Source organism: Lampropedia aestuarii, from assembly GCF_004803635.1.
Classification (GTDB): domain Bacteria; phylum Pseudomonadota; class Gammaproteobacteria; order Burkholderiales; family Burkholderiaceae_C; genus Lampropedia; species Lampropedia aestuarii.
In genome coordinates, this window is the sequence record NZ_SSWX01000003.1 from 99,881 (window position 1) to 120,131 (window position 20,251).

A 20,251-nucleotide genomic window follows, 5' to 3' on the forward strand; every position below is an offset into this window, starting at 1 on the left:
CGGGTTGATTTCTTTTATTTCTGTCTTGACAGAAATAAAAGAAGGAATAGAATCGCGACCATGGAACTGAGTCAAAGCGCACACAAATTTGTTCTCCATTGGGGTGAGATGGGAGTGGCATGGGGGGTCAACCGAACCGTAGCCCAAATCCATGCCTTGCTGTTCTTTCATGGCAAACCGCTCAATGGCGAAGAGATTGCCCAAACCCTGAATGTGGCGCGCTCCAACGTCAGCAACAGCCTGCGTGAGTTGCAAAGCCTGCGTTTGGTGCGGTTGACCCAGGTGTTGGGCGATCGGCGCGATTACTACGAAACCTCGCACGATGTGTGGGAGCTGTTTCGCACCGTCGTGCGCGAGCGCAAGGAACGGGAGTTTCAGCCCACAGTGCAAATGCTGCGCGACTTGGTGGCCTCGCCCGATTTTGAGCACGAAGCGCCCGATACACAGGACCGGGTGCGCGAAACCCTGGCTTTGATGGATTCGTTGGGGGTGTGGGCAGACGAGATGCTGCGCTTATCGCCAAGTACCTTGGTGAAGGTGCTGAATTTGGGCGCGAAGGTGCAAAAGTTTGTGCGTGGTGATAGTGCCGAGAAATAGAAATTGCGGGGAGATCGGCAAAGGATGGGGTGACATCCTTTTTATTTGGTTAATTATTTCTGTTTTGACAGAAATAAACGAATGAACAGAAATGCAGTGTATTCCATGGCCGCCAGGCCATGCAAAAAGGAAGCCTTATGCAAGCAGGTATTCAAACAAGTATCCAGTGGCCGTTGACGGTGTTTTATGACCACAGTTGTCAACTGTGCCGCAGTGAAATGCACAATATCAAAGCGCGTGACCATGCGGATGTGCTGCGTTTGGTTGATGCTTCGGATGCCACTGCACTGGCGCGGCATTCAGCGGACAAACTTCAGAAGGACTTGATGGCGTTGCTGCATGCGCGCGATGCGGCGGGTGTGTGGTATGTCGGGGTCGATGCATTCGTTGTGATTTACCAGGCCACTGACATGGGCTGGGTAGGGCGCGTGTTGAATTGGCCGGGGGTGCATGCGCTGGCCAAGGCGCTCTACCCCAGCGTAGCACGCAACCGCTATCGGCTACCCAGCCGACTCCTATCGGGGTTCTTCGAGGCGTCGCGGCAGCGGGCCAAACGTCGTCAGGTGCAAGCCGCAGCGCAAAATGCGCATTGGCAAGCCAATCGTTGCCAGGCAGGCCGCTGCGAGTTGGGCGCGTATGCAGAAGATGGCAACGCAGCTGCTGAGCAAGCTGCAGGGCCTGTGCGTGCAAGTGGGACTGCGCAGCAGCCACAGCAGCGTGAGTCCATTTGAATCGACAGCATAAAGGAGCATGACCATGCGAGTACTTGTATTGGGCGGTAAAGGATTCATCGGGCGGCACATCAGCGCTGCGCTTGCGCAGCAAGGCCACCAGGTCATTCACGGGGTGTCAGCCCGCCATGCCCAGGCGATGCAGCCGGGCGATACCGTGGTTGACTATGGGCGCGACACGCAAGCCGATACCTGGATGCCACGTTTGGAGGGTGTTGATGCCGTGGTGAATGCGGTCGGGGTGTTGCGTGATACCGCCAAACGCCCAATGCAGGCGGTACACACCGATACGCCGGCTGCGGTGTTTGAGGCCGCCAGGCGCATGCAGCTGGCGCACCTGGTGCAGGTGAGCTCGCTGGGCATTGGCCAGAACACCACGCCGTATGGCATCACAAAACGGGCTGCTGAACAGGCACTGCAAACGCAGATGCAGGCCGGTTTGTCTGCGACCCTGGTGCGGCCCAGTGTGGTGTTTGGCAAGGGGGGGGATAGCTCCAACTTGTTTCTGAATCTGGCGCGCCTGCCGGTCTGCGTATTGCCTGCAGTGGCCTGGCGCACGCAGATTCAGCCAGTCCATGTGCTGGAGTTGGCGCAATGCGTTGCCCGCATCTTGTCCTTGCCGCAGGCTCAGCGGCCCAGCAGTTTGGATGCGGTTGGTGCTGCGGCAGTGCCGTTGGCGGGTTTTATTGCCAGCTTGCGCGCGCAAAACGGCAGCAGGCCCGCGTTGATGCTGAAGCTGCCCGATGGGTTGACCAAGGCCTCGGCGAAATTGGGCGATGCACTCCCTCTCACCCCTTGGGGCAGCGAAGCCTTGGGCTTGCTCAGCCATGACAACATCGCCGATGCGGCAGGCATTACCGCTTTGCTGGGGCGTGCGCCTACGCATTACAGCCAGTTAGTGCAACAGGCCTAATGCAACAGGCTTGGCGCACGCAGGCATCGAAGCGCCTGTTCAAAATCTCGACGCAGCCGTGTTGAAACACAAAAAAACGCATTGCGGCGTTGCCCGTTTTGCCCGTGCAGACGTATGAGCGGCAACAGGCGCCTTGCACAGCCTCTTTTTAGTGCCTTGCGCGACTGCAAAAAGATCGTAAACACGTTTTAAGAGAAAAGAAGAAAGCAAAACTGAGCTGCCCGTTGCGCCAATCACCAGCAATTTGCAGGGCCGGANCCGTGCAGACGTATGAGCGGCAACAGGCGCCTTGCACAGCCTCTTTTTAGTGCCTTGCGCGACTGCAAAAAGATCGTAAACACGTTTTAAGAGAAAAGAAGAAAGCAAAACTGAGCTGCCCGTTGCGCCAATCACCAGCAATTTGCAGGGCCGGATCTACCGGTAGTGCATTGGCTGCGGTGGTCCTGTTGGTCGTGCTTATTGCCAACGGCCGCAGGCATTGAGGTGTTTTTTTGGGTGTGGTGTTTCGCCCGGCCATAGGCCATCGCATATAGCACACTTGTTCTTCACTGGTATGACCACTGGCGTGCTCAGCCATTTTTGGAGAATTCCCTGCAGCTGGTAGAGTGCACGGTTTTTTACAATCAAAAGGGAGTCGCGATGGGAGTTGTAGCGATTGTGGTGTCGTTGCTGTTGCTGATGTTTTTCGCCTATCGGGGGGTGACGGTGCTGCTGCTGGCGCCAATTATGGCGGCCTTGGCAGTGATTTTGTCGGGTGAAATGAGTTTGCTGCTGCCGTTCTACACCAGCACGTTCATGCCTGCGCTGGCCGGTTATGCGATGAATTTTCTGCCGATCTTTTTATTGGGGGCCTTGTTTGGGCGCTTGATAGCAGATTCGGGTGCGGCGCACACGCTGTCTAAATGGATTGTTCGCGTTGTGGGAGAAAAGCACGCCGTGGTCGTGGTGGTCACTGCGTGTGCCTTGCTGACTTACGGCGGGGTGTCGCTGTTTGTCGTGGCCTTTGCGGTCTACCCGATTGCCAAGGACTTGTTCCAGTCGGCCAATGTGCCCAAACGGTTGATTCCGGCTTCGATTGCCTTGGGGTCATTCACATTCACGATGACGGCCTTGCCTGGCACGCCTGCGATTGTCAATGCGATTCCGATCAAGTACTTCGGCACGAACTCATTTGCTGCGCCTGGCTTGGGCATTATTGCCGCGCTGATCATGGCCGGCGGTGGCCTGTGGTGGTTGCAAACGCGCGTAGCTGCTGCCCGCAAGTCAGGCGAGGGCTATGGCCACCATGTGGACGATGAGGATGCCAATCCGGGTGAGGTGGTCAACACCACGGAGTTGCCGGTATGGCAGGCGCTGCTGCCTTTGCTGATGGTGGTGGGCGTGAATGCCTTGTTCACCTATGCGGTGTTTCCGAATGTCGATTTGGGCTTTATGCAAGAAGCCTTTCCCAAACTCAATCTTGCAACCAGCGTGGGCTTGTGGTCGCTGATTGTGGCTTTGGCGGTGGCCTGTCTGATGCTGGTGGTCATGCGTTTGAGGCATTGGGCGGATTTGAAGGCGACCGTGAACAAAGGCGTGTTTGGCTTCATGCTGCCTTTGTTCAATACCGCTTCTGAAGTGGGGTATGGCGCCGTGGTGGCGAGTTTGGCGGGCTTTACACTGATTAAAAATGCCGTCTTGAATGTGTCTCCAAACAATCCCCTGATTTCTGAGGCGATTGCGATGAACGTGCTCTCGGGCATCACAGGTTCATCATCGGGTGGCTTGAGTATTGCGCTCGAAGCGCTGGGGCCAGATTACCTGCGCATGGCCGAGCAGGCCGGCATCAGCCCCGATCTGCTGCACCGCGTGGCAGTGTTGGCCGCTGGTGGCATGGACACCTTGCCGCATTGCGGCGCCATCATCACGCTGCTGGCGATTTGCAAACTCACGCACCGCCAGTCTTACGCCAATATTGCGGCAGTGACGATGTTGTTCCCAATGACCGCCTTGGTGGTGGTGATTGCGTTGGGTACGGTGTTTGGCAGCTTCTAAACCGCGTGTTTGGTGTGGTAAGCCAAGTCCTGCTTGCAGGCTTGGTTTGCCGGAAAATGAATGCGGGCGTCGCAAGCATCTGCAAATAGGCCATTTTCTTGCCAAAATGCGCGCGCAAGTGATGGACATTGCTTTAAGCCTTGCTATAATCTTTCGTTTTGCAGCGTAGTCGCTGGCCGGGTGGTCATGTCGCGTGTCTCAAACGCTGTGGATTTTTCGCATTGATCTGGTTTTAGGACCTTATTCAAAGATAGATGCTGCTGCGTTGGATCTAGGCGCAGCAGCGGATTTGAATATGTTTCAAAACCAGTACCTCGCAATTCCAAGGAAAATTTCGCAATGGTCGTAATCAGACTCTCCCGTGGCGGCTCTAAAGCACGTCCTTTCTTCAATATCGTTGTTGCTGACAAGCGCGTGCGTCGTGATGGCCGCTTCATCGAGCGCATTGGTTACTACAACCCTAACGCACGTGGCGCTGAGCAAGGTCTGCACATCGCTCACGACCGTCTGGCTTACTGGACAGGCGTAGGTGCTCAGACTTCTGACACCGTTGCGCGTTTGGTCAAGCAATCTGCTAAAGCACAAGTGGCTGCTTAAGCATTGACGCTTGCACGGCGGGCACAGGCGCAAATGCGCAAGTGCTGGTCGGAAAACACAGGTATTGGTTGCTGGCATTGCTGGCACAATACCTGTTTTTTTATGTCTTTTTGTGTGCTGATGTGCCGCGCTTGCGGTGCTTGAGCCACTCCATCGCTTTCTCCATCTATGGTCACTTCTTCCAAAAACACCCCGCCTGCCAAGGCGCAGAACCCAGCCATTGAGTCTGGCAGCACTGCTGAGCGCATTGCACAAGGCGTTCGCCAGGGTTTGGCGCAGTTTGTTGCCACGCAACTGCCGCAAGAGCCCTTGGTGGACTTGGCGCGCATCACCGGGGCTTTTGGTGTCAAGGGCTGGATTAAGCTGGCGCCATTCAGTGCTGATGCCGATGCGCTGCAAGAGGCAGAGTTGTGGTACATCACGCCCGGCACGCGCAAGCAGGCAGGCCCAAGCCTGTTCTCGCAGGTGTTGCAATGCAAGGTGCTGCAGGTCAAGCCGCAAGGCGATGGCCTGGTGGCGCGATTGGAAGGCGTGGATGACCGTGATTGGGCGCAGGCCATGCGAGGCGCAACCATTGCGATGCCACGCTCGGCTTTTCCAGAGTTGCCTGAGGGCGAGTTTTACTGGCTCGATTTGATCGGCTTGACTGTGCGTAACCGCGAAGGTGTTGAGCTGGGTGAGGTCTCGGAGTTGCTCTCCAACGGGCCGCAATCGGTCATCGTTGTGCAGCAAGCTGCGGAAGAGGGCGGCAAGCCTGTTGAGCGTCTGATTCCTTTTGTCGATGCCTATGTGGATGAGGTGCTGCTGTCAGACCGTTTGATTCTGGTCGATTGGCAGCCCGATTACTGAGCGCCAATGATGCTGAGCATGCCAATGCTGCAGTCCGCAGCTCTACTGTGTGGTGCGTATGCGCATTGATGTCATTACGCTGTTCCCGGAGCTGATTGCGCCGTATCTGGAGCACGGCGTCAACCGCCGCGCCGCACAGGCGGGTGTGGCTGTCCATTTTTGGAATCCACGCGATTTTGCTGCAGGCGCCTACCGGCGCATTGATGACCGGCCGTTTGGTGGCGGCCCTGGCATGGTCATGCAGGCCGAGCCTTTGGCTGCTTGTGTGGAAGCCATTCGTGCTGAGCGTGGTGAAGCCCAGGGGCCCAAGGGCTCGCAAGCGCACAGTGAGGTGGGGCCAGCACGCGCACCTGTGGTGTATTTCTCACCGCTGGGGCGCCCGATCGTGCATGCGGTGGTGTCTGAGTTGGCGCAAAGCAGCGGTATGATTTTGCTCTGCGGGCGTTACGAGGGCGTGGACCAGCGCTTTATCGATGCCTATGTGGACTGCCAGCTCAGCCTTGGGGATTTTGTGCTCTCAGGCGGTGAGGTCGCGGCAGCGGCCTTGCTCGATGCGGTGCTGCGTTTGCAGCCTGAAGTTTTGCATGATGCCCAAAGCCATATGCAAGACAGCTTCAACCCCAGCTTATCAGGCTTGCTCGACTGCCCGCATTACACGCGCCCAGATGTGTGGCGCGAGCAGGGCGTGCCAGCCGTATTGCTCAGTGGCGACCATGCGCGCATTGAGGCTTGGCGGCGCCAGCAAAGCCTGCAGTTGAGTCAGGATTTGCGCCCGGATTTGCTGGCAAAAGCCAGGCAGCAGGGCTTGATTAGCAAGGCCGATGAAAAACTGCTGGCCTCAAAAGCAAAATAGCCGCTATAATGCTGGGTTTTGATCCTCTGCTTGGGTTAAATACACCAAATACACTGGTAGATTGGCTAAGCGCTTTTTAAGCGTGGTGCTTGGTTGGCGTTGCGCCAGCCTGCTAGCAGGCTATTTGGGCCAATAATTTGGGCCAATCATGGCGTATAAATGATTTTCCAAGCATGATCGAGAAGGACAGAGATGAACCTGATTCAAACCCTTGAGGCCGAAGAAATTGCGCGCCTGAACAAAGATATTCCTGACTTCGCGCCTGGTGACACCGTCATTGTGAGCGTGAACGTGGTTGAAGGTACACGCAAGCGTGTGCAGGCCTATGAAGGTGTGGTGATCGCTAAGCGTAACCGTGGCCTGAACAGCAGCTTCACAGTGCGCAAGATCTCCAGCGGTGAAGGCGTTGAGCGTACTTTCCAAAGCTACAGCCCATTGATCGCCAAGATCGAAGTCAAGCGCCGTGGTGATGTGCGTCGTGCCAAACTGTACTACCTGCGTGAGCGCAGCGGTAAATCTGCACGTATCAAAGAAAAATTGCCTTCACGCGTTAAAGTGGCTGACAAAGCGTAATCAACGCTTCAGCTGCCACAGTCCCGAGCTACGTTTGGGATTGGCGCTTGAAACAAACCGCCAATGGCTGCGCGCAGCCACTGGCGGTTTTTTTATTGCGCAAGCGACACTGGCCGTGTTGAAGCGGTAGCTTGGGGGCGTGCAGGTGCTGCAGTGCCAGCAATCGAAAACACATCCGTGACACGCAGGCACTTGGAATTTGTTAGGCTCTAGGCTGTTGTTGCACTCGGCTGGTATGGATTGAGGCGCGGCTGCAAAAAGACATTGAACAGGCAATCACTGGTTCTAAGGCAAACCCACACTATGCAAGACGAGCAAACGCACGATTTAGCCCCAGCCACCATGGCGCTGCCTGCTGTTCAGGCGCTCGAAGGGCAAAAGCCGCGCATGCGGCTGCCGCATGGTGTTCGTCCTGAGGATGTGCCCATCATTGCCATTGACGATGGCTTGCCTGCGATCCCTACGGCGCAGCAAAGCATTGCCGCGCTGCGCCAGCGCTTTGAAGAGCGCCCGGTCTGGACGCCCGAATGGGTCAGCGAGAGCCATGGTGGGTTGCTGCTGCCGGTTCAGGCCGCGGTGCTGATTCCGATTGTTATTCGGCCTGAGCCGACCGTGGTGCTGACGCGCCGCTCAACCAAGCTCAGGTCGCACTCGGGACAGGTGGCTTTTCCTGGTGGCAAGCTCGATCCAAGCGATGCCAGTCCAGTGGCAGCTGCGCTGCGTGAGGCGGCCGAAGAGATTGCTATTCCGGCAAGCCGTGTCGAGGTGTTGGGGCAGTTTCCGTCCTATGTCACAGCCACTGGCTTTGAGATCACGCCCGTGGTTGGCTTGATTCCGCCAGGGCTGGTGTTCCAGCCCAATCCAAGCGAAGTGGACGAGGTGTTTGAGGTACCTTTGAGTTTCTTGCTCAACCCTGCCAACCATCGCCACCACCTCTTTCGCTCGGGGCAAGACGAGCGCAAATGGCTGTCCATGCCTTACGCTGTGGCCGGTCGGGAGCACTATATTTGGGGCGTCACCGCCAGTATCATCCGCAACCTTTACCGCTTTCTTCAGACGCCGCAGTCCCTATGAGTTTTTTCGCGCTTTTCTTTGCCTTGCTGCTGGACCAATTTCGGCCCTTGCAGCCCCACCACCGCCTGTACGGCATGATGCGAGCAGGCGCGCACCGCTTGCGCCAGCAGCTCGATGCCGACACACCAGCACAAGCCTGGCTGGTTTGGGCTTTGGTTGTGGCAGTTCCTGCCGTGCTGGTCTGGTTGGTCTATTGGCTGCTGGACCACTTTTTGGGGGGCTTTTTCGCGTTTTTGTGTACTTTGCTGGTGCTCTATACCTGCTTGGACTTTCGGGCGTTTGGCTTGCATTTCACTGAAGTGCGAAATGCAGTCAACACCGGCGATATGGAGCAAGCTGGTGAGGCGCTGGGGCTGTGGAGCGACGCCTTGGAGCGGCGCCAGCAGGAGTCAGAGCCCACGCCAGCACAAAGCGGCCGCGAGTTGGCGGTCGGCACCATCAAAACTTCGCTAGAACACATGCATCGTTATGTGTTTGGCGTATTTGCGTCCTTTCTGTTGCTGGCCGCGCTGGGCTTTGGGCCGATGGGGGCGGTGCTGTTTCGCAGTGCCTGTTATGCCTACCGTTTTTGGGCCGAGCGTGGCAGTGACAACCTGGCCTGGCCTGATTGTCCAAGCCCAGCCCTGGCGGATGTCGCGCGCAGCGGCTGGCAAGTGGTCAATTGGTTGCCAGCGCGTATTTCGGCCGTGATGTTTGCGCTGGTTGGGCGTTATGACGAGGCCATTGGTGCTTGGCGCGCCTATTCGGCCAGTCGGCCTGGTGATGCTGACGCGCTGGTCTTGGCCTCGGCTGTGTCCTCGATGGGCATGCCGCAATCGATGGTGCAGCAAGTGGTGGATTGGCAGCCCGATAGTGAGCCGTTTGAAGAGCCGCCACTGTCCGAAGATGAGCAACGCGAGTTGGCCGAGGCCGCTGCCGGCATGTTGCACACCTTGGCCACGATGATCTGGCGCGTGTTGGTGCTGTGGTTGTTTGTTTGTTTGCTCGCTGGCTTGATTGACGCCGTGATCTGATGGCATTGACTTGTTTGGGCCCATTCCAGTGATCGGCTCGTCAGAGGCGGGATAATACTGGCTTGCCTGCATGCCAGCGCATGCAGAGGTCGCAATCTCAAACGCAAGCACAACACCATGAATTACTGGAGTGATGGTCTCGACCAATTAGAGCCCTATGTCCCTGGCGAGCAGCCGCGTGTGCGCCAGCTGATCAAACTCAATACCAACGAGAATCCCTACGGCCCATCGCCGAAGGTGGTTGAGGCCGTGGCCCAGGCCGCCCAGCATGGGCTGGAACTCTACCCCGATCCGCTGTCTCTGGCGCTGCGTGAAGCCGCCGCCTTGCACCACGGCCAGCATGGCATTACCAGCGCGCAGGTGTTTGTTGGTAATGGCTCCGATGAGGTATTGGCGCATGCTTTTCGGGCTTTTTTTGTCAAGGCTGGCAAACCGCTGGTCATGCCCGATATCAGCTATAGCTTCTACAAGGTCTATTGCAGCTTGTTTGGCATTGAGACGCAGCAAGTGACTCTGCGCGATGATTGGTCGATTGGCATAGACGACTACTTGGCCATTGATCCCAAGCAATGTGCTGGGTTGGTCATTGCCAACCCCAATGCCCCTACCGGCATGGCCTTGCCACTGGCAGACATCGAGCGTTTGCTGCAGCACTTTAGCCAGCAAGTGGTGTTGATCGACGAGGCTTATGTGGATTTTGGCGCCGAATCAGCAGTGTCGCTGGTGCAGCGCTACCCGAATGCCTTGGTCGTGCACACGCTCTCTAAAGCATGGGCGCTGGCAGGATTGCGCGTTGGCGTGGCATTTGCGCAAGAGGGTTTGATTGACGGCTTGACGCGCGTCAAAGACAGCTTCAACTCCTACCCCCTGGGGCGTGCGGCACAAGCCGGTGCCAAAGCGGCATTTGAAGATTTCGCTTATTACCAAGCTACGCTGGCCCAAGTCGTGAACACACGGGAGTACTTGATTGTGCAATTGGCCCAACGTGGATTCGAGGTGCTGCCCTCCAAAGCCAATTTCATTTTTGCGCGCCACCCAGATCACGCAGGTGCAGATCTGATGGCGGGCTTGCGCGCACGCAATGTTTTGGTCAGACATTTTGCCACGCCCCGTTTGCAAAACCATTTGCGCATCACGATTGGCACCGATGCCCAGGCGCAAGCCTTGCTTGAGGCCTTCGATCAGGTGTTGGCGCCCAGCGCTTGAGTGCTTGCATTATTGCGACCGCGGCGATGCCTGACAGGCCAGTGCCTAGCCCTGTCAGGTGAGCGTGAGCAGGCTTTACACCATGCTGGCCGTGTGCAGCTGCTGCGCTCGGTAGCTGCGTGATTTGACGGTATCGACCGCGTGCCAGGAGCCGGTTGCAGCTTCTGGGGTGAACTCCATCAGCAAGAAGCCTCGGCTTTGCGTGTCGAGGAATTTCAAGCTGTCGATGACACCCAAAAATGCTTGCTGAATCAAAGCCGGCTCAATGCCGCTGAGGTAGTCCTCAAAGCCTGGCGAGCTGACGCTGCTGGTGGCAAATTCTTCGCCAACCTTGGTCGTGCCGTCCAGCAGCATCAAATCACTGTGCCAGGCGTTGTGTGTGTCGCCAGCCAATACCAGCAGTTTTTTGCCCAGCTGGTGTGCTGTCTGCAAAATGGCCTCGCGTGCAGCTGGATAGCCGTCCCAGGCATCCAGGTTGTAGCCAATCTTGGGGTTTAGCCGCAGATCAAGCAAAGCCGCTTGCTCTGGCGTCAAAAGATGGGGTGCTTGGGCCGCGGTGGCTTTGGCTGTTAAATAAGCCTCAATGGAGGCGATGGCCGCTTGCTGGGCTTGGGCATCCATGTTCTCGGCATTCAGGTGCTGCAGGATCGAGACAGGGAACTCCATGCGCGCCATCAAAACCTGCTGGCCCAGCACTTGCCAAGTGGCGCTGGAGCCGTGCAGCTGCTGCGTTAACCACGCTTGCTGCTCTTGGCCAATCATTTGGCGGGTAGGAGAGAGCAACTCCGCCAGTGCTTGACCGGCTGTGGCTGGGTTGGTCAGGTCTGCGATGGACACCGGCTCGTTGCGGCCCGTGATGCGGGTCTCCAACATGTGCAGCGACAGCAGGTTGCCAAAATCAAAGCTGCGCCAGATTTTGCTTTGCTCACCGCTGCTGTCCAGGCGAATTGGCATCCACTCATGGTAGGCCTGCAGCGCGGCGGCCACGCGCTGGGCGTATGGGCCTTCGGTGGCGTCATCGTGGTTTTCTGCGCCATCTGTCCAGGCGTCGTTGGCAATTTCATGGTCGTCCCAAATGGCAATCATCGGCATACTGGCATGCAATTGCTTCAAGTCGGGGTCGGTGCGGTACTGCGCGTAGCGGCGGCGGTAGTCGTCCAGGTTGAGGATGGCATGTGTTGGCTCGACGACACGGTCCAGCGCTTGCGCATCTTGCGATGCATAGCCGCCGGCAGCGTATTCATACAAATAGTCGCCCAGGTGCAAGGCGTACTCGGCCCCGCTGCGGCGGGCTTCGGCGTAGACGTGGAAGTAGCCCGCTGGGTAATTGGAGCAGCTGAGTACGGCCAGCTTGACGTTCTGCACGCCGCTGGCTGGCAAGGTTTTGGTCTGCCCAACCGGCGAGATGTCTGAGCCACTGCGAAAACGGAAAAAATACTGCATGCCGGCCTGTAAACCGCCAGCATCCACTTTGGCTGTATGGCTTTGGCTGGCTGTGGCTGTGACCTGGCCTTGGCTGACAATGTGGCTAAATGCGGCATCGCTTGCCACCTCCCAGGTCAGCGTGACGTCGTCGGAGTTGGCATCAAAGTCGCCGTATTTGGCATGGGTCCACAACACCACGCGATCAGCCAGAGGGTCGCCACTGGCAACGCCGTAATTGAAGCTGACACTGCGCTGGACTGGACTGCCGTCGTCCGAGCCGCCACCGCAGGCGGACAGCACGCCGCCGGTAGACAGCACGGCTGAAATCGAGCTGAGTCGAATGATAAAACTGCGGCGATTGGATGGGGGCAAAGACATGGTGGCTTCCTTTGTGGCGGTGTTTTCTATGCACTGAAGCGCACCAATTTAGAGGCACCAGATGTCAGACATTTGACATTGGCTCTGATTGGTCAAGAAAATTGGGCAAGCTGATGGATCAGCACAACGCCGCCAGTTTGGTTGGTGGTCTTGTTGTGGGTCCGTGATGCACTGTGAGGGATTGCGCTATGCCTATGTATTTGCCACGCGCGCGCCGTTGGTCTTGGCCTGTACGGCGTGTGACACTGTCTTTGTTCTTGGTCTGCGGCGGCCATTTGGCAGTGCTGCAGCCAGTGCAAGCCAGCACCCAGGTTCGTGAGCAGCTGCAGGCCATGCCCGCTCCTGTATTGGCCAACAATTACCACCCAGGCTTGAATCTGTCTGAGTATTGGATCAGTGAGAAATACGATGGCGTTCGCGCACTCTGGGATGGCCAGCGTTTGACCAGCCGCCAAGGCATCCCGATCGCAGCGCCTGCTTGGTTTACCGCCAACTGGCCAGCCGTGGCGATGGATGGCGAGTTATGGGCTGGGCGGGGTTTGTTTGATGCCGTGCAGTCAGCAGTGGCCAGCGGCACGACGCAAGACGCGCAATGGCGGCAGTTGCGCTATATGGTGTTTGATCTGCCAAGTAGTGCTGGTTTATGGCCCCAGCGCCAAGCCTTGCTGAAGCAGCTGGTTGCGGATGCGGACCAAGCATGGTTGCAGCAGGTGCCGCAGTGGCAGTTAGCCAGCCATGCCCAGCTGCAAGCGCAATTGCAACAGCTCACAGCGCAGGGCGCCGAAGGACTGATGCTGCGCCGCGCCAACGCACCGTACCGCAGTGGCCGCAGCGATGATTTAATCAAGCTTAAAACGGTGGATGACGCCGAGGCTGTGGTTGTCGGCTATGTGCCTGGTCGCGGCAAGTACCAAGGCATGACAGGGGCTTTGGTTGTGCAAATGCCTTGCGGACAGCAGTTTCGTTTGGGCAGTGGTATGTCCAATGCCCTACGGGCCCAGCCGCCAGCGCTGGGCAGCGTGGTCAGTTACCGCCACAACGGCTGGCATGCCAGCGGTCTGCCACGCTTTGCACGGTTTTGGCGCGTGCGGTCAGAGTTGCCACAGCAGCCAGCAACTGATGGCTCCACTGCCTTGTCGCTGCCATGCAGCCCATGATGCCGCAGGCCTCAACAAAGTAAGTTCTGAATCAGTCTGCTGGTTAGCAACTGCCTTGGCTCATGCACCAAAGTCCATCGCGCGCCTGTACCACTCATGGAAGTGCTGCATGCCGTCTTCCATCGGGCTTTGGTAGGGGCCTGCCTCGTTGTCGCCTCGCTCGAATAAGGCACGGCGGCCTGCATCCATGCGCTCGCCAATCTCGTCGTCTTCAATCGCGGTTTCCATATAGGCGGCGCGCTGGGCTTCGACGAACTCGCGTTCAAACGCGACAATCTCCTCTGGGTAGTAAAACTCGACCACATTCATGGTTTTGTTCACGCCCATCGGGTGCAAGGTTGAGACCGTCAGCACATGCGGGTACCACTCGATCATGATGTGCGGGTAGTAGGTCAACCAGATCGCGCCATGCGACGGCACTTGGCCATCGTTGTATTTGAGCAGCACTTCGTGCCAGCGTCGGTAAGCGTCACTGCCCGATTGCTGCAAGGCATTGGCCACGCCGACGGTTTGCACCGAGTAGTCCTGGCCAAACTCCCACTCCAGATCGTCACAGGTGACAAAGTTGCCCAAGCCTGGATGAAATGGGCCTACGTGGTAGTCCTCTAGATACACCTCAATAAAGGTCTTCCAGTTGTAGTTGCACACATGCATCTCGACATGGTCAAGCGCAAAGCCATCAAAATTCAATGCATGTTTGGGGCCTAATTGCGCCAGGTCGGCGGCAATATTGCGGCCGTTATCTTCAAACAGCAGGCCATTCCACTCTTGCAAGGGGTACTGGTTGAGGTTCAGGCAAGGGTCGTGCGAGAAATGCGGCGCGCCCAGCAGATCACCTGCTTCGCTGTATGTCCAGCGGTGCAGTGGGCAGACGATGTTGCCTGCAGCGCTGCCTTTTTGGCTGCGCTGCAGGTTGCCGCGGCCGTTCAGCATAATCGCTTGGCGGTGGCGGCAGACGTTCGAGATCAGCTTGATGGAGCCATCGCGCTGGCGCACCAAGGCGCGGCCTTGATGTTCCTGAGCCAAGGCAGCGTAATCACCCACCTCAGGCACGGCCAATTGGTGCCCCACATAGCGGGGCCCATGCTGGAAGATGGTCGCGAGCTCGCGCTGCAACAGCGCTTCGTCAAAATAGCTAGAAACTGGTAGTTGGCTTTTGGCCTGCTGCAGTTGAAGACTTAAATCAGACATTTCATCCTGACCTAAAGACCCCCCACAGGGGCGCGCGCTGTTGTTATCGAGTGCGCTATGAAAAAATAAGCCGGCTTGGGTTGAAGAACCTGCCGGCTACCAAAATAAGGAGGGGCCATTTTAACAGCTTGGGTTTGAATTGCCCAGCCAGCAGTTGGGATTGTTGAGTCCCGATTGTGAGAATTGACATATTGGTCCAGGTCGGTTGCTGTGCTGGCGGTCAATGGACTGCCATGCAGTGGGCTTGTTGGCTGCACTGAAGGCGCCGCTTCCCGTAAAATGCCGTGTTTTATTTGAATCACATAAATCGTTTGGGCGTGTTTGGCCTGCCATACACGTGCATCCAGTTACGTGCATCTTGTTTTGATATGGCCACCAAACCGAAAAAAAATGAGCCCGCTGATTACGAGGCGGCTTTGCAAGAATTGGAGCAATTGCTTGCACACATCGAAAGTGGCGCACTTCCGCTGGACCAGTTGCTGGCCGGCTACCAACGGGGTGCAGAGCTGCTGGCTTTTTGTCGCAACCGTTTGCAATCGGTGCAAGAGCAAATCCAGGTGCTGGATCAACACATGAGCCAGCCTGTGCCTGAATAAGCGCAGCGCCAGCCAGGCGTACTACGCCAAAGCCTTCCCAGGATTGGCTGTGTCGTGCCTTAAAGACAAGGCAAGGCCAAAGCGCTTGAGCGTTTGGCCTGAATACCCATTGAATTAGAAAGACTGCTTTGACTCTCTCTGTTGCCACCCCGAACGCGCCTTTAGATGCCGCCTTTGTTCAACCTGATGAAGCCGAGTTTTCAACTTGGCTTGGAGAGCATCTACAACGCATTGAGGCGGCTTTGGAGCGTTTTGTCGTGCCGCAGGCTCCTGCCGATTTGCAAGGCCTCGTGCAGGCAATGCAATACGCCGTGTTGGGTGGCGGCAAGCGCTTGCGGGGTTTGCTGGTGTTGGCTGCCCAGCAAGCTGTGGTGTCTGAGGCTGGGCCGCTAGGTGCATCGGCCCAGGAAGCGGCGATTCGCGCGGCCAGCGCGGTCGAGCTGATCCATGCGTATTCGCTGGTACACGATGACATGCCGTGCATGGACAACGATGTGCTGCGCCGCGGCAAGCCTACCGTGCATGTGCAGTTTGGCGAAGCACGTGCCTTGTTGGCAGGCGATGCGATGCAGGCGCTGGCGTTTGAGTTGCTGACCCAGGAGCAGGGCAGTGCGCTGCCAGACAGCGATCACGCCGGAGTGCCCGTTGATACCGCTGCGCCGGTCGTGCCGCCTATTGTGCAGGCACGTTTATGCCGTTTGCTCGCGCAGGCCTCAGGCCCTGCCGGCATGGCTGGTGGCCAGGCGATTGACCTTGACCATGTGGGCAAAAGCATGACGCAACAACAATTGCAGCGCATGCATGAATTGAAAACAGGGGCTTTGCTCAAGGGCAGTGTGCTGATGGGCGCATACTGTTTGCCTGGCGTTGCGCCGCAGACGATTGCCGCTCTGGCCGAGTACGGCCAGGCGCTGGGGCTGGCATTCCAGGTAGTAGATGACATTTTGGATGCGACAGCCGACTCTGCGACCTTGGGTAAAACCGCAGGCAAAGACGAGGCCGATAATAAGCCGACCTATGTCTCCACGATGGGCGTTGAGGCGGCGCGTCAATTCGCTCGGCAACTGCAGCAACAAGCCTGCGCGGCGCTGGCCAATAGTGGCTTGCCGCACGAGCGCTGCATGGCGCTGCATGGCCTGGCGAACCTGGTCATCAACCGCTCGTACTGAGTCTCTTTGGCCTGAACCCCAATGGCAGGCCAGGGTGGCGCAAGGAGTCGCTGAGGTTTCAGCCATTCAATCCCGCCACGTTCCCGATATAAAGACAAAAGCATCCATCATGACAAGCACTGCCTCCACAAACGATCAGTACGGTCTGCTCAAAACAATCGATAGCCCAAGCGACTTGCGCAAACTGCCGCGCGAGCGGCTCAAAACCTTGGCCGATCAACTGCGTGCCTACGTGCTGGACAGCGTGTCGAAAACGGGCGGGCATCTGAGCTCCAATCTGGGCACGGTTGAGCTCACCGTTGCTTTGCACTATGTGTTCAATACCCCGCAAGATCGCCTGGTTTGGGATGTGGGCCACCAAACCTATCCCCACAAGATTTTGACTGGCCGCCGTGACCAAATGCACAGCCTGCGCCAGTTTGGCGGTATCTCTGGCTTTCCGCTGCGCAGCGAGAGCGAGTACGACACTTTTGGCACCGCCCATTCCAGCACCAGTATTTCTGCGGCATTTGGCATGGCCCAGGCCGCGGCGATCAAAGGCGAGAACCGTTGGGCGGTGGCCATTATTGGCGACGGCGCCATGACCGCCGGCATGGCCTTTGAAGCGCTGAACAATGCGGGTGTGGCCGACAAGGGGCGCTTGCTGGTCATTCTCAATGACAACGACATGAGCATCAGCCCGCCCGTGGGCGCGCTCAACCGCTATCTGGCACAGCTGATGAGTGGGCAGTTTTATGCCGCGGCAAAAAATGTCGGCAAGACCGTGCTCAAACCGGTGCCGCCTTTGTTCGAGTTGGCCAAACGTTTTGAGCAGCAAGCCAAGGGCATGGTCGTTCCAGCCACTTTGTTTGAGAAATTTGGCTTTAATTACGTCGGACCGATTGACGGCCATGACCTGGATTCGCTGATCCCAACCTTGGAGAATTTACGCCATCTCGAAGGCCCGCAGTTCTTGCACGTCGTGACCAAAAAAGGGCATGGCTATAAGCGTGCGGAGGCAGACCCGATTGCCTACCACGGACCGTCCAAGTTCGATCCAGCGGTGGGCATTGTCAAGCCCAGCACGCCGCCCAAACAAACCTTCACGCAGGTATTTGGACGTTGGTTGTGTGATATGGCCGAACAAGACCAGAAATTGATTGGCATTACCCCGGCGATGCGCGAAGGCTCGGGCATGGTCGAGTTTCACCAGCGCTTTCCAACGCGTTACTACGATGTAGGCATTGCTGAGCAGCATGCGGTGACCTTTGCAGGTGGCATGGCGACTGAGGGCTTAAAGCCGGTGGTGGCGATTTATTCGACCTTTTTGCAGCGTGCGTACGACCAGTTGATCCATGACGTGGCTTTGCAAAATTTGCCGGTGGTGTTTGCGCTCGACCGTGCGGGTCTGGTTGGTGCTGACGGTGCGACCCACGCTGGGGCCTACGATATTCCTTTTGTGCGCTGTATTCCCAATATGGCGATGGCTTGCCCGGCCGATGAGCGCGAATGCCGCCAATTGCTCTCCAGCGCGTATGCGCAAAATCACCCAGTGTGCGTGCGTTACCCGCGTGGCGCAGGTGCAGGGGTTGAGCCCTTGGCCAGCCTGGATGCCTTGCCTTATGGCAAGGGTGAAATCCGCCGCCAGCGACACGATGTGGCGCAGGCTGAGCAGACCGGCACGCAGCCGCCGCGCACGGCCATTCTGGCCTTTGGTACCTTGCTGTATCCAGCGCTCACCGCAGGTGAGGCCTTGAATGCGACGGTGGCCAATATGCGCTGGGTTAAACCGTTGGATGTCGCCTTGCTGCGCGAGATCGCACTGCAGCACGATGTGCTGGTGACCGTGGAAGAGGGGGCGATTCAAGGCGGTGCTGGCAGTGCCGTGCTCGAAGCCCTGCAGCAAGAAGGCCTGCCCCGCCCGGTGCTGCAACTGGGCTTGGACGATGTGTTCATTGCCCATGGCGACCCAGCCCATTTGCTGGCGCTACAAGGCTTGGATGCGGCTGGCATTGAGGCCAGCGTGCGCCGCTTCTGGGCGCAGCAAGCTTAACCAAGCAGTGCGCCTTTTGGACTTCAATCCGAAGGGCAAGGCACAAAAAACGCATGGCGGCGTTGCTCGTTTTGCCTATACAGATCGTATGGGCTGCAACAGGCGCCTTACACTGCCTTTTGTGCCTAGCGCGACTGCGTGGAGGTTGTGAACAGGCTCTTAGGCGTGATCCAGGCTGAGCTGCTCAGGCGCAGGATACAGGCTTTGCAGCGTGCTGAGCATGATGTGGGCTAGCAGGCGTTGTAGCTTTTCAGTCGCTTCTGTCGTGGTCTGCGCTGCGTCACTGCTGGTGCTGGCGGCTGCTTCGCGCAACTGCGCCCACAGCGCATGCAAGGCTTGGCGGTGTGGTGCTGTCTGCTCGGTGACTTGCGTGGCCCAGTGCGCAGGCGTGTCCGACTCGCTGAAAGTGCCTTGGCCACGGCCAAAGTGGGCGATGGCCAAATACTTGAGCAAACTGGTGTGCAGCGCAGTGTCGAGAAATTCGTCGTTGAGGTTGACCTGGTGTTTCGCTTGGCCGCGCAGCTTGTTGATGCCAAAGGCTGCGCTGGCAAAAGTCACAGCGCCTGCCAAAGCACCCAGTAAGGCACCGGCTCCCATCGTTAAACCGCCGGCGGCCAGGTCCGCGCCCAGACCGCCTGCTGCGCCTGTGGTCAGTGCGCCCCACAAACCCATTTGGCGTGAGTCCAAGGGCTGGTGAATGGTGAAATACTCGCGCAACTGCGCATGGATATGGCCAGCGACCTTGCCATCGAGCTGGTGCAATTGCAGCAGCGTTTGGGTCGTGCGCAAGTCCTGTTGCTGCAAATGTTTGAGTAGCCGTTGCATCGCCAAGCTCTCGGGCGTGTTGTCGGGGGTGCTCGGGCTGGCGCTGATGGCGCTTTTCAGCGTATTCCAGTTCAAGGCGCCGCCTGGTGCATCAATTGGCTCACTCCATTGTGCAGCCTCGACCAACAAGTTCGCCACAGCCTGCATGCTGGCTTCAAAGCGTGCCTGGTTGCTGCTCTCCCATGCTTGCACAAGGCGCTGGTAGCCCGCTTGTTTGTCGGCCGCAATGGTGGGCTGCACAACCTGGAATAAGCGCTGCTCATGAATCCAGCTGCGGGTGAAGGCATCGAGCGCGACAACATTGCGCACCATCGGGGTGTACGGGGCCAGCGCCGTGCTCCAAGCGCGCAAATCACGCGCTTGTTGTTCGGTGGTTTGTGGCATGCCGGTTTGGTTTAGCAGCACCACAACGGGCTTGCCCAGCCATTGCAGCAAATGCATTTCGGCATCCAGGTAGCCCGCGTCGGCCGGGTCTTCGGCCGCGTTGACCAGATACAGCACCACGTCGGCGCTGTCGCGCGCGGCTTGCATAGCGCGCTGGCTCATCCAAAAGGGCTTATCGCGCCAGCGGTCCCACAAGTTTGTGAGAAACCAGCCCATCGGATTGCTGTGCTGGCGCAGGCGCTGGTAGAGCCGCACGGAGTCGCCAAATCCGGGCGTGTCCCACAACGTCAGCACATCGCCTTCAGCGGTTTGCACCAGGGTGTGGCCCTCCGCTGTGTCGGTGACGTGCGGGGCATCGCGGATATCACCAACGTCTTGCCCCAGCAGCGTGCGCGTTAAGCTGGTTTTGCCAATATTGGTGTGCGAGATCAAGCACCATTGAACAAGAATGGCTTGGGGAAGTGTGCTGAGCTCTTGAGACATGGCCAAAACAAAAATGGGGAATCAATGGATGCGATAGTAGCGTATATGGACACCAATGCCCATGCATTGGCTGCGCAGATCGAGTTGTTCAATCGCCTCCACATGCTGCACAGGTGGGGCGATGCTGGTTGCAGGGGCGGCGGTACCGGGCCTGGCCCTGTGGTCCATTGG

19 protein-coding genes are annotated in these 20,251 nt (G+C 57.8%); 15 read left to right on the forward strand and 4 right to left on the reverse strand.

What is annotated here, in order from left to right:
• The first annotated feature begins 60 nt into the window (after positions 1-60).
• The 11 genes from E8K88_RS03185 (at position 61) to hisC (ending at position 10,440) form a co-directional block, all read left to right on the forward strand.
• Entirely contained in the window at positions 61-597 is a 537-nt protein-coding gene (locus tag E8K88_RS03185; RefSeq protein WP_136405205.1) for a GbsR/MarR family transcriptional regulator, read from the forward strand.
• 137 nt (positions 598-734) lie between these two features.
• Positions 735-1,328, forward strand: coding sequence for a thiol-disulfide oxidoreductase DCC family protein (locus E8K88_RS03190; RefSeq protein WP_168797233.1), 594 nt, complete (start codon positions 735-737; stop codon positions 1,326-1,328).
• A 25-nt stretch (positions 1,329-1,353) separates the two neighbouring features.
• Positions 1,354-2,241 carry an NAD-dependent epimerase/dehydratase family protein gene (locus tag E8K88_RS03195; protein ID WP_168797234.1) on the forward strand — a complete coding sequence of 296 codons (888 nt, stop codon included), beginning with the start codon at positions 1,354-1,356 and terminating at the stop codon, positions 2,239-2,241.
• A gap of 639 nt (positions 2,242-2,880) precedes the next feature.
• The gene (locus E8K88_RS03200) at positions 2,881-4,275 is read left to right on the forward strand and encodes a GntP family permease (RefSeq protein WP_136405208.1); all 1,395 of its coding nucleotides are present in this window, start codon (positions 2,881-2,883) and stop codon (positions 4,273-4,275) included.
• Between the two features lie 339 nt (positions 4,276-4,614).
• The gene (gene rpsP / locus E8K88_RS03205; protein WP_136405209.1) at positions 4,615-4,872 is read left to right on the forward strand and encodes a 30S ribosomal protein S16; all 258 of its coding nucleotides are present in this window, start codon (positions 4,615-4,617) and stop codon (positions 4,870-4,872) included.
• 168 nt (positions 4,873-5,040) lie between these two features.
• A complete protein-coding gene (gene rimM, locus E8K88_RS03210) occupies positions 5,041-5,721 on the forward strand; it encodes a ribosome maturation factor RimM (protein WP_136405210.1) in 681 nt (226 codons plus the stop codon).
• A 58-nt stretch (positions 5,722-5,779) separates the two neighbouring features.
• The gene (gene trmD / locus E8K88_RS03215; protein WP_136405211.1) at positions 5,780-6,574 is read left to right on the forward strand and encodes a tRNA (guanosine(37)-N1)-methyltransferase TrmD; all 795 of its coding nucleotides are present in this window, start codon (positions 5,780-5,782) and stop codon (positions 6,572-6,574) included.
• A gap of 192 nt (positions 6,575-6,766) precedes the next feature.
• Positions 6,767-7,147 (forward strand): 50S ribosomal protein L19, encoded by a 381-nt coding sequence (gene rplS / locus E8K88_RS03220; RefSeq protein ID WP_136405212.1) that lies wholly within the window; start codon positions 6,767-6,769, stop codon positions 7,145-7,147.
• 303 nt (positions 7,148-7,450) lie between these two features.
• The gene (locus E8K88_RS03225; protein ID WP_240754289.1) at positions 7,451-8,221 is read left to right on the forward strand and encodes a CoA pyrophosphatase; all 771 of its coding nucleotides are present in this window, start codon (positions 7,451-7,453) and stop codon (positions 8,219-8,221) included.
• Positions 8,218-9,234: a CobD/CbiB family protein gene (locus E8K88_RS03230; RefSeq protein ID WP_136405213.1), complete on the forward strand. Its 1,017-nt coding sequence runs from the start codon at positions 8,218-8,220 to the stop codon at positions 9,232-9,234. Before E8K88_RS03225 ends, E8K88_RS03230 begins: the two co-directional genes overlap by 4 nt.
• Before the next feature lie 117 nt (positions 9,235-9,351).
• Positions 9,352-10,440: a histidinol-phosphate transaminase gene (gene hisC, locus E8K88_RS03235; RefSeq protein ID WP_136405214.1), complete on the forward strand. Its 1,089-nt coding sequence runs from the start codon at positions 9,352-9,354 to the stop codon at positions 10,438-10,440.
• A gap of 75 nt (positions 10,441-10,515) precedes the next feature.
• Here the strand turns inward: hisC and E8K88_RS03240 are convergent, their stop codons facing one another.
• Positions 10,516-12,243 carry an alkaline phosphatase D family protein gene (locus tag E8K88_RS03240; protein WP_136405215.1) on the reverse strand — a complete coding sequence of 576 codons (1,728 nt, stop codon included), beginning with the start codon at positions 12,241-12,243 and terminating at the stop codon, positions 10,516-10,518.
• A gap of 188 nt (positions 12,244-12,431) precedes the next feature.
• Between E8K88_RS03240 and E8K88_RS03245 the strand changes: the two genes are divergently transcribed.
• Positions 12,432-13,400, forward strand: a complete 969-nt coding sequence (locus tag E8K88_RS03245; RefSeq protein WP_240754290.1) for a DNA ligase — start codon at positions 12,432-12,434, stop codon at positions 13,398-13,400.
• Positions 13,401-13,460: 60 nt separating this feature from the next.
• Here the strand turns inward: E8K88_RS03245 and E8K88_RS03250 are convergent, their stop codons facing one another.
• Positions 13,461-14,591: an aromatic ring-hydroxylating oxygenase subunit alpha gene (locus E8K88_RS03250; protein ID WP_136405216.1), complete on the reverse strand. Its 1,131-nt coding sequence runs from the start codon at positions 14,589-14,591 to the stop codon at positions 13,461-13,463.
• Between the two features lie 368 nt (positions 14,592-14,959).
• On the opposite strand from E8K88_RS03250, the gene xseB reads away from it, so the two are divergent.
• The 3 genes from xseB (at position 14,960) to dxs (ending at position 18,388) form a co-directional block, all read left to right on the forward strand.
• A complete protein-coding gene (xseB, locus tag E8K88_RS03255; RefSeq protein WP_136405217.1) occupies positions 14,960-15,187 on the forward strand; it encodes an exodeoxyribonuclease VII small subunit in 228 nt (75 codons plus the stop codon).
• A gap of 128 nt (positions 15,188-15,315) precedes the next feature.
• A complete protein-coding gene (locus E8K88_RS03260; RefSeq protein WP_136405218.1) occupies positions 15,316-16,356 on the forward strand; it encodes a polyprenyl synthetase family protein in 1,041 nt (346 codons plus the stop codon).
• 109 nt (positions 16,357-16,465) lie between these two features.
• The gene (dxs, locus tag E8K88_RS03265; protein WP_136405219.1) at positions 16,466-18,388 is read left to right on the forward strand and encodes a 1-deoxy-D-xylulose-5-phosphate synthase; all 1,923 of its coding nucleotides are present in this window, start codon (positions 16,466-16,468) and stop codon (positions 18,386-18,388) included.
• Positions 18,389-18,547: 159 nt separating this feature from the next.
• On the opposite strand, the gene E8K88_RS03270 is transcribed toward dxs, so the two are convergent.
• Together E8K88_RS03270 and E8K88_RS17985 are read right to left on the reverse strand one after the other, a co-directional pair.
• Positions 18,548-20,080, reverse strand: a complete 1,533-nt coding sequence (locus E8K88_RS03270) for a DUF3482 domain-containing protein (protein WP_136405220.1) — start codon at positions 20,078-20,080, stop codon at positions 18,548-18,550.
• 21 nt (positions 20,081-20,101) lie between these two features.
• Positions 20,102-20,248 carry a hypothetical protein gene (locus E8K88_RS17985; RefSeq protein WP_168797235.1) on the reverse strand — a complete coding sequence of 49 codons (147 nt, stop codon included), beginning with the start codon at positions 20,246-20,248 and terminating at the stop codon, positions 20,102-20,104.
• Between the last annotated feature and the right edge of the window lie 3 nt (positions 20,249-20,251).

What these genes read in the sequence shown, in the direction of transcription:
- E8K88_RS03245 (WP_240754290.1), top strand. Translation starts at nt 12,432, where the DNA reads ATGCCTATGTATTTGCCACGCGCGCGCCGTTGGTCTTGGCCTGTACGG.
- rimM (WP_136405210.1), top strand. Translation starts at nt 5,041, where the DNA reads ATGGTCACTTCTTCCAAAAACACCCCGCCTGCCAAGGCGCAGAACCCA.
- rpsP (WP_136405209.1), top strand. Translation starts at nt 4,615, where the DNA reads ATGGTCGTAATCAGACTCTCCCGTGGCGGCTCTAAAGCACGTCCTTTC.
- E8K88_RS03190 (WP_168797233.1), top strand. Translation starts at nt 735, where the DNA reads ATGCAAGCAGGTATTCAAACAAGTATCCAGTGGCCGTTGACGGTGTTT.
- E8K88_RS03250 (WP_136405216.1), bottom strand. Translation starts at nt 14,591, where the DNA reads ATGTCTGATTTAAGTCTTCAACTGCAGCAGGCCAAAAGCCAACTACCA.
- dxs (WP_136405219.1), top strand. Translation starts at nt 16,466, where the DNA reads ATGACAAGCACTGCCTCCACAAACGATCAGTACGGTCTGCTCAAAACA.
- E8K88_RS03240 (WP_136405215.1), bottom strand. Translation starts at nt 12,243, where the DNA reads ATGTCTTTGCCCCCATCCAATCGCCGCAGTTTTATCATTCGACTCAGC.
- E8K88_RS03270 (WP_136405220.1), bottom strand. Translation starts at nt 20,080, where the DNA reads ATGTCTCAAGAGCTCAGCACACTTCCCCAAGCCATTCTTGTTCAATGG.
- rplS (WP_136405212.1), top strand. Translation starts at nt 6,767, where the DNA reads ATGAACCTGATTCAAACCCTTGAGGCCGAAGAAATTGCGCGCCTGAAC.
- E8K88_RS17985 (WP_168797235.1), bottom strand. Translation starts at nt 20,248, where the DNA reads ATGGACCACAGGGCCAGGCCCGGTACCGCCGCCCCTGCAACCAGCATC.
- E8K88_RS03195 (WP_168797234.1), top strand. Translation starts at nt 1,354, where the DNA reads ATGCGAGTACTTGTATTGGGCGGTAAAGGATTCATCGGGCGGCACATC.
- E8K88_RS03230 (WP_136405213.1), top strand. Translation starts at nt 8,218, where the DNA reads ATGAGTTTTTTCGCGCTTTTCTTTGCCTTGCTGCTGGACCAATTTCGG.
- hisC (WP_136405214.1), top strand. Translation starts at nt 9,352, where the DNA reads ATGAATTACTGGAGTGATGGTCTCGACCAATTAGAGCCCTATGTCCCT.
- trmD (WP_136405211.1), top strand. Translation starts at nt 5,780, where the DNA reads ATGCGCATTGATGTCATTACGCTGTTCCCGGAGCTGATTGCGCCGTAT.
- E8K88_RS03200 (WP_136405208.1), top strand. Translation starts at nt 2,881, where the DNA reads ATGGGAGTTGTAGCGATTGTGGTGTCGTTGCTGTTGCTGATGTTTTTC.
- E8K88_RS03225 (WP_240754289.1), top strand. Translation starts at nt 7,451, where the DNA reads ATGCAAGACGAGCAAACGCACGATTTAGCCCCAGCCACCATGGCGCTG.
- xseB (WP_136405217.1), top strand. Translation starts at nt 14,960, where the DNA reads ATGGCCACCAAACCGAAAAAAAATGAGCCCGCTGATTACGAGGCGGCT.
- E8K88_RS03185 (WP_136405205.1), top strand. Translation starts at nt 61, where the DNA reads ATGGAACTGAGTCAAAGCGCACACAAATTTGTTCTCCATTGGGGTGAG.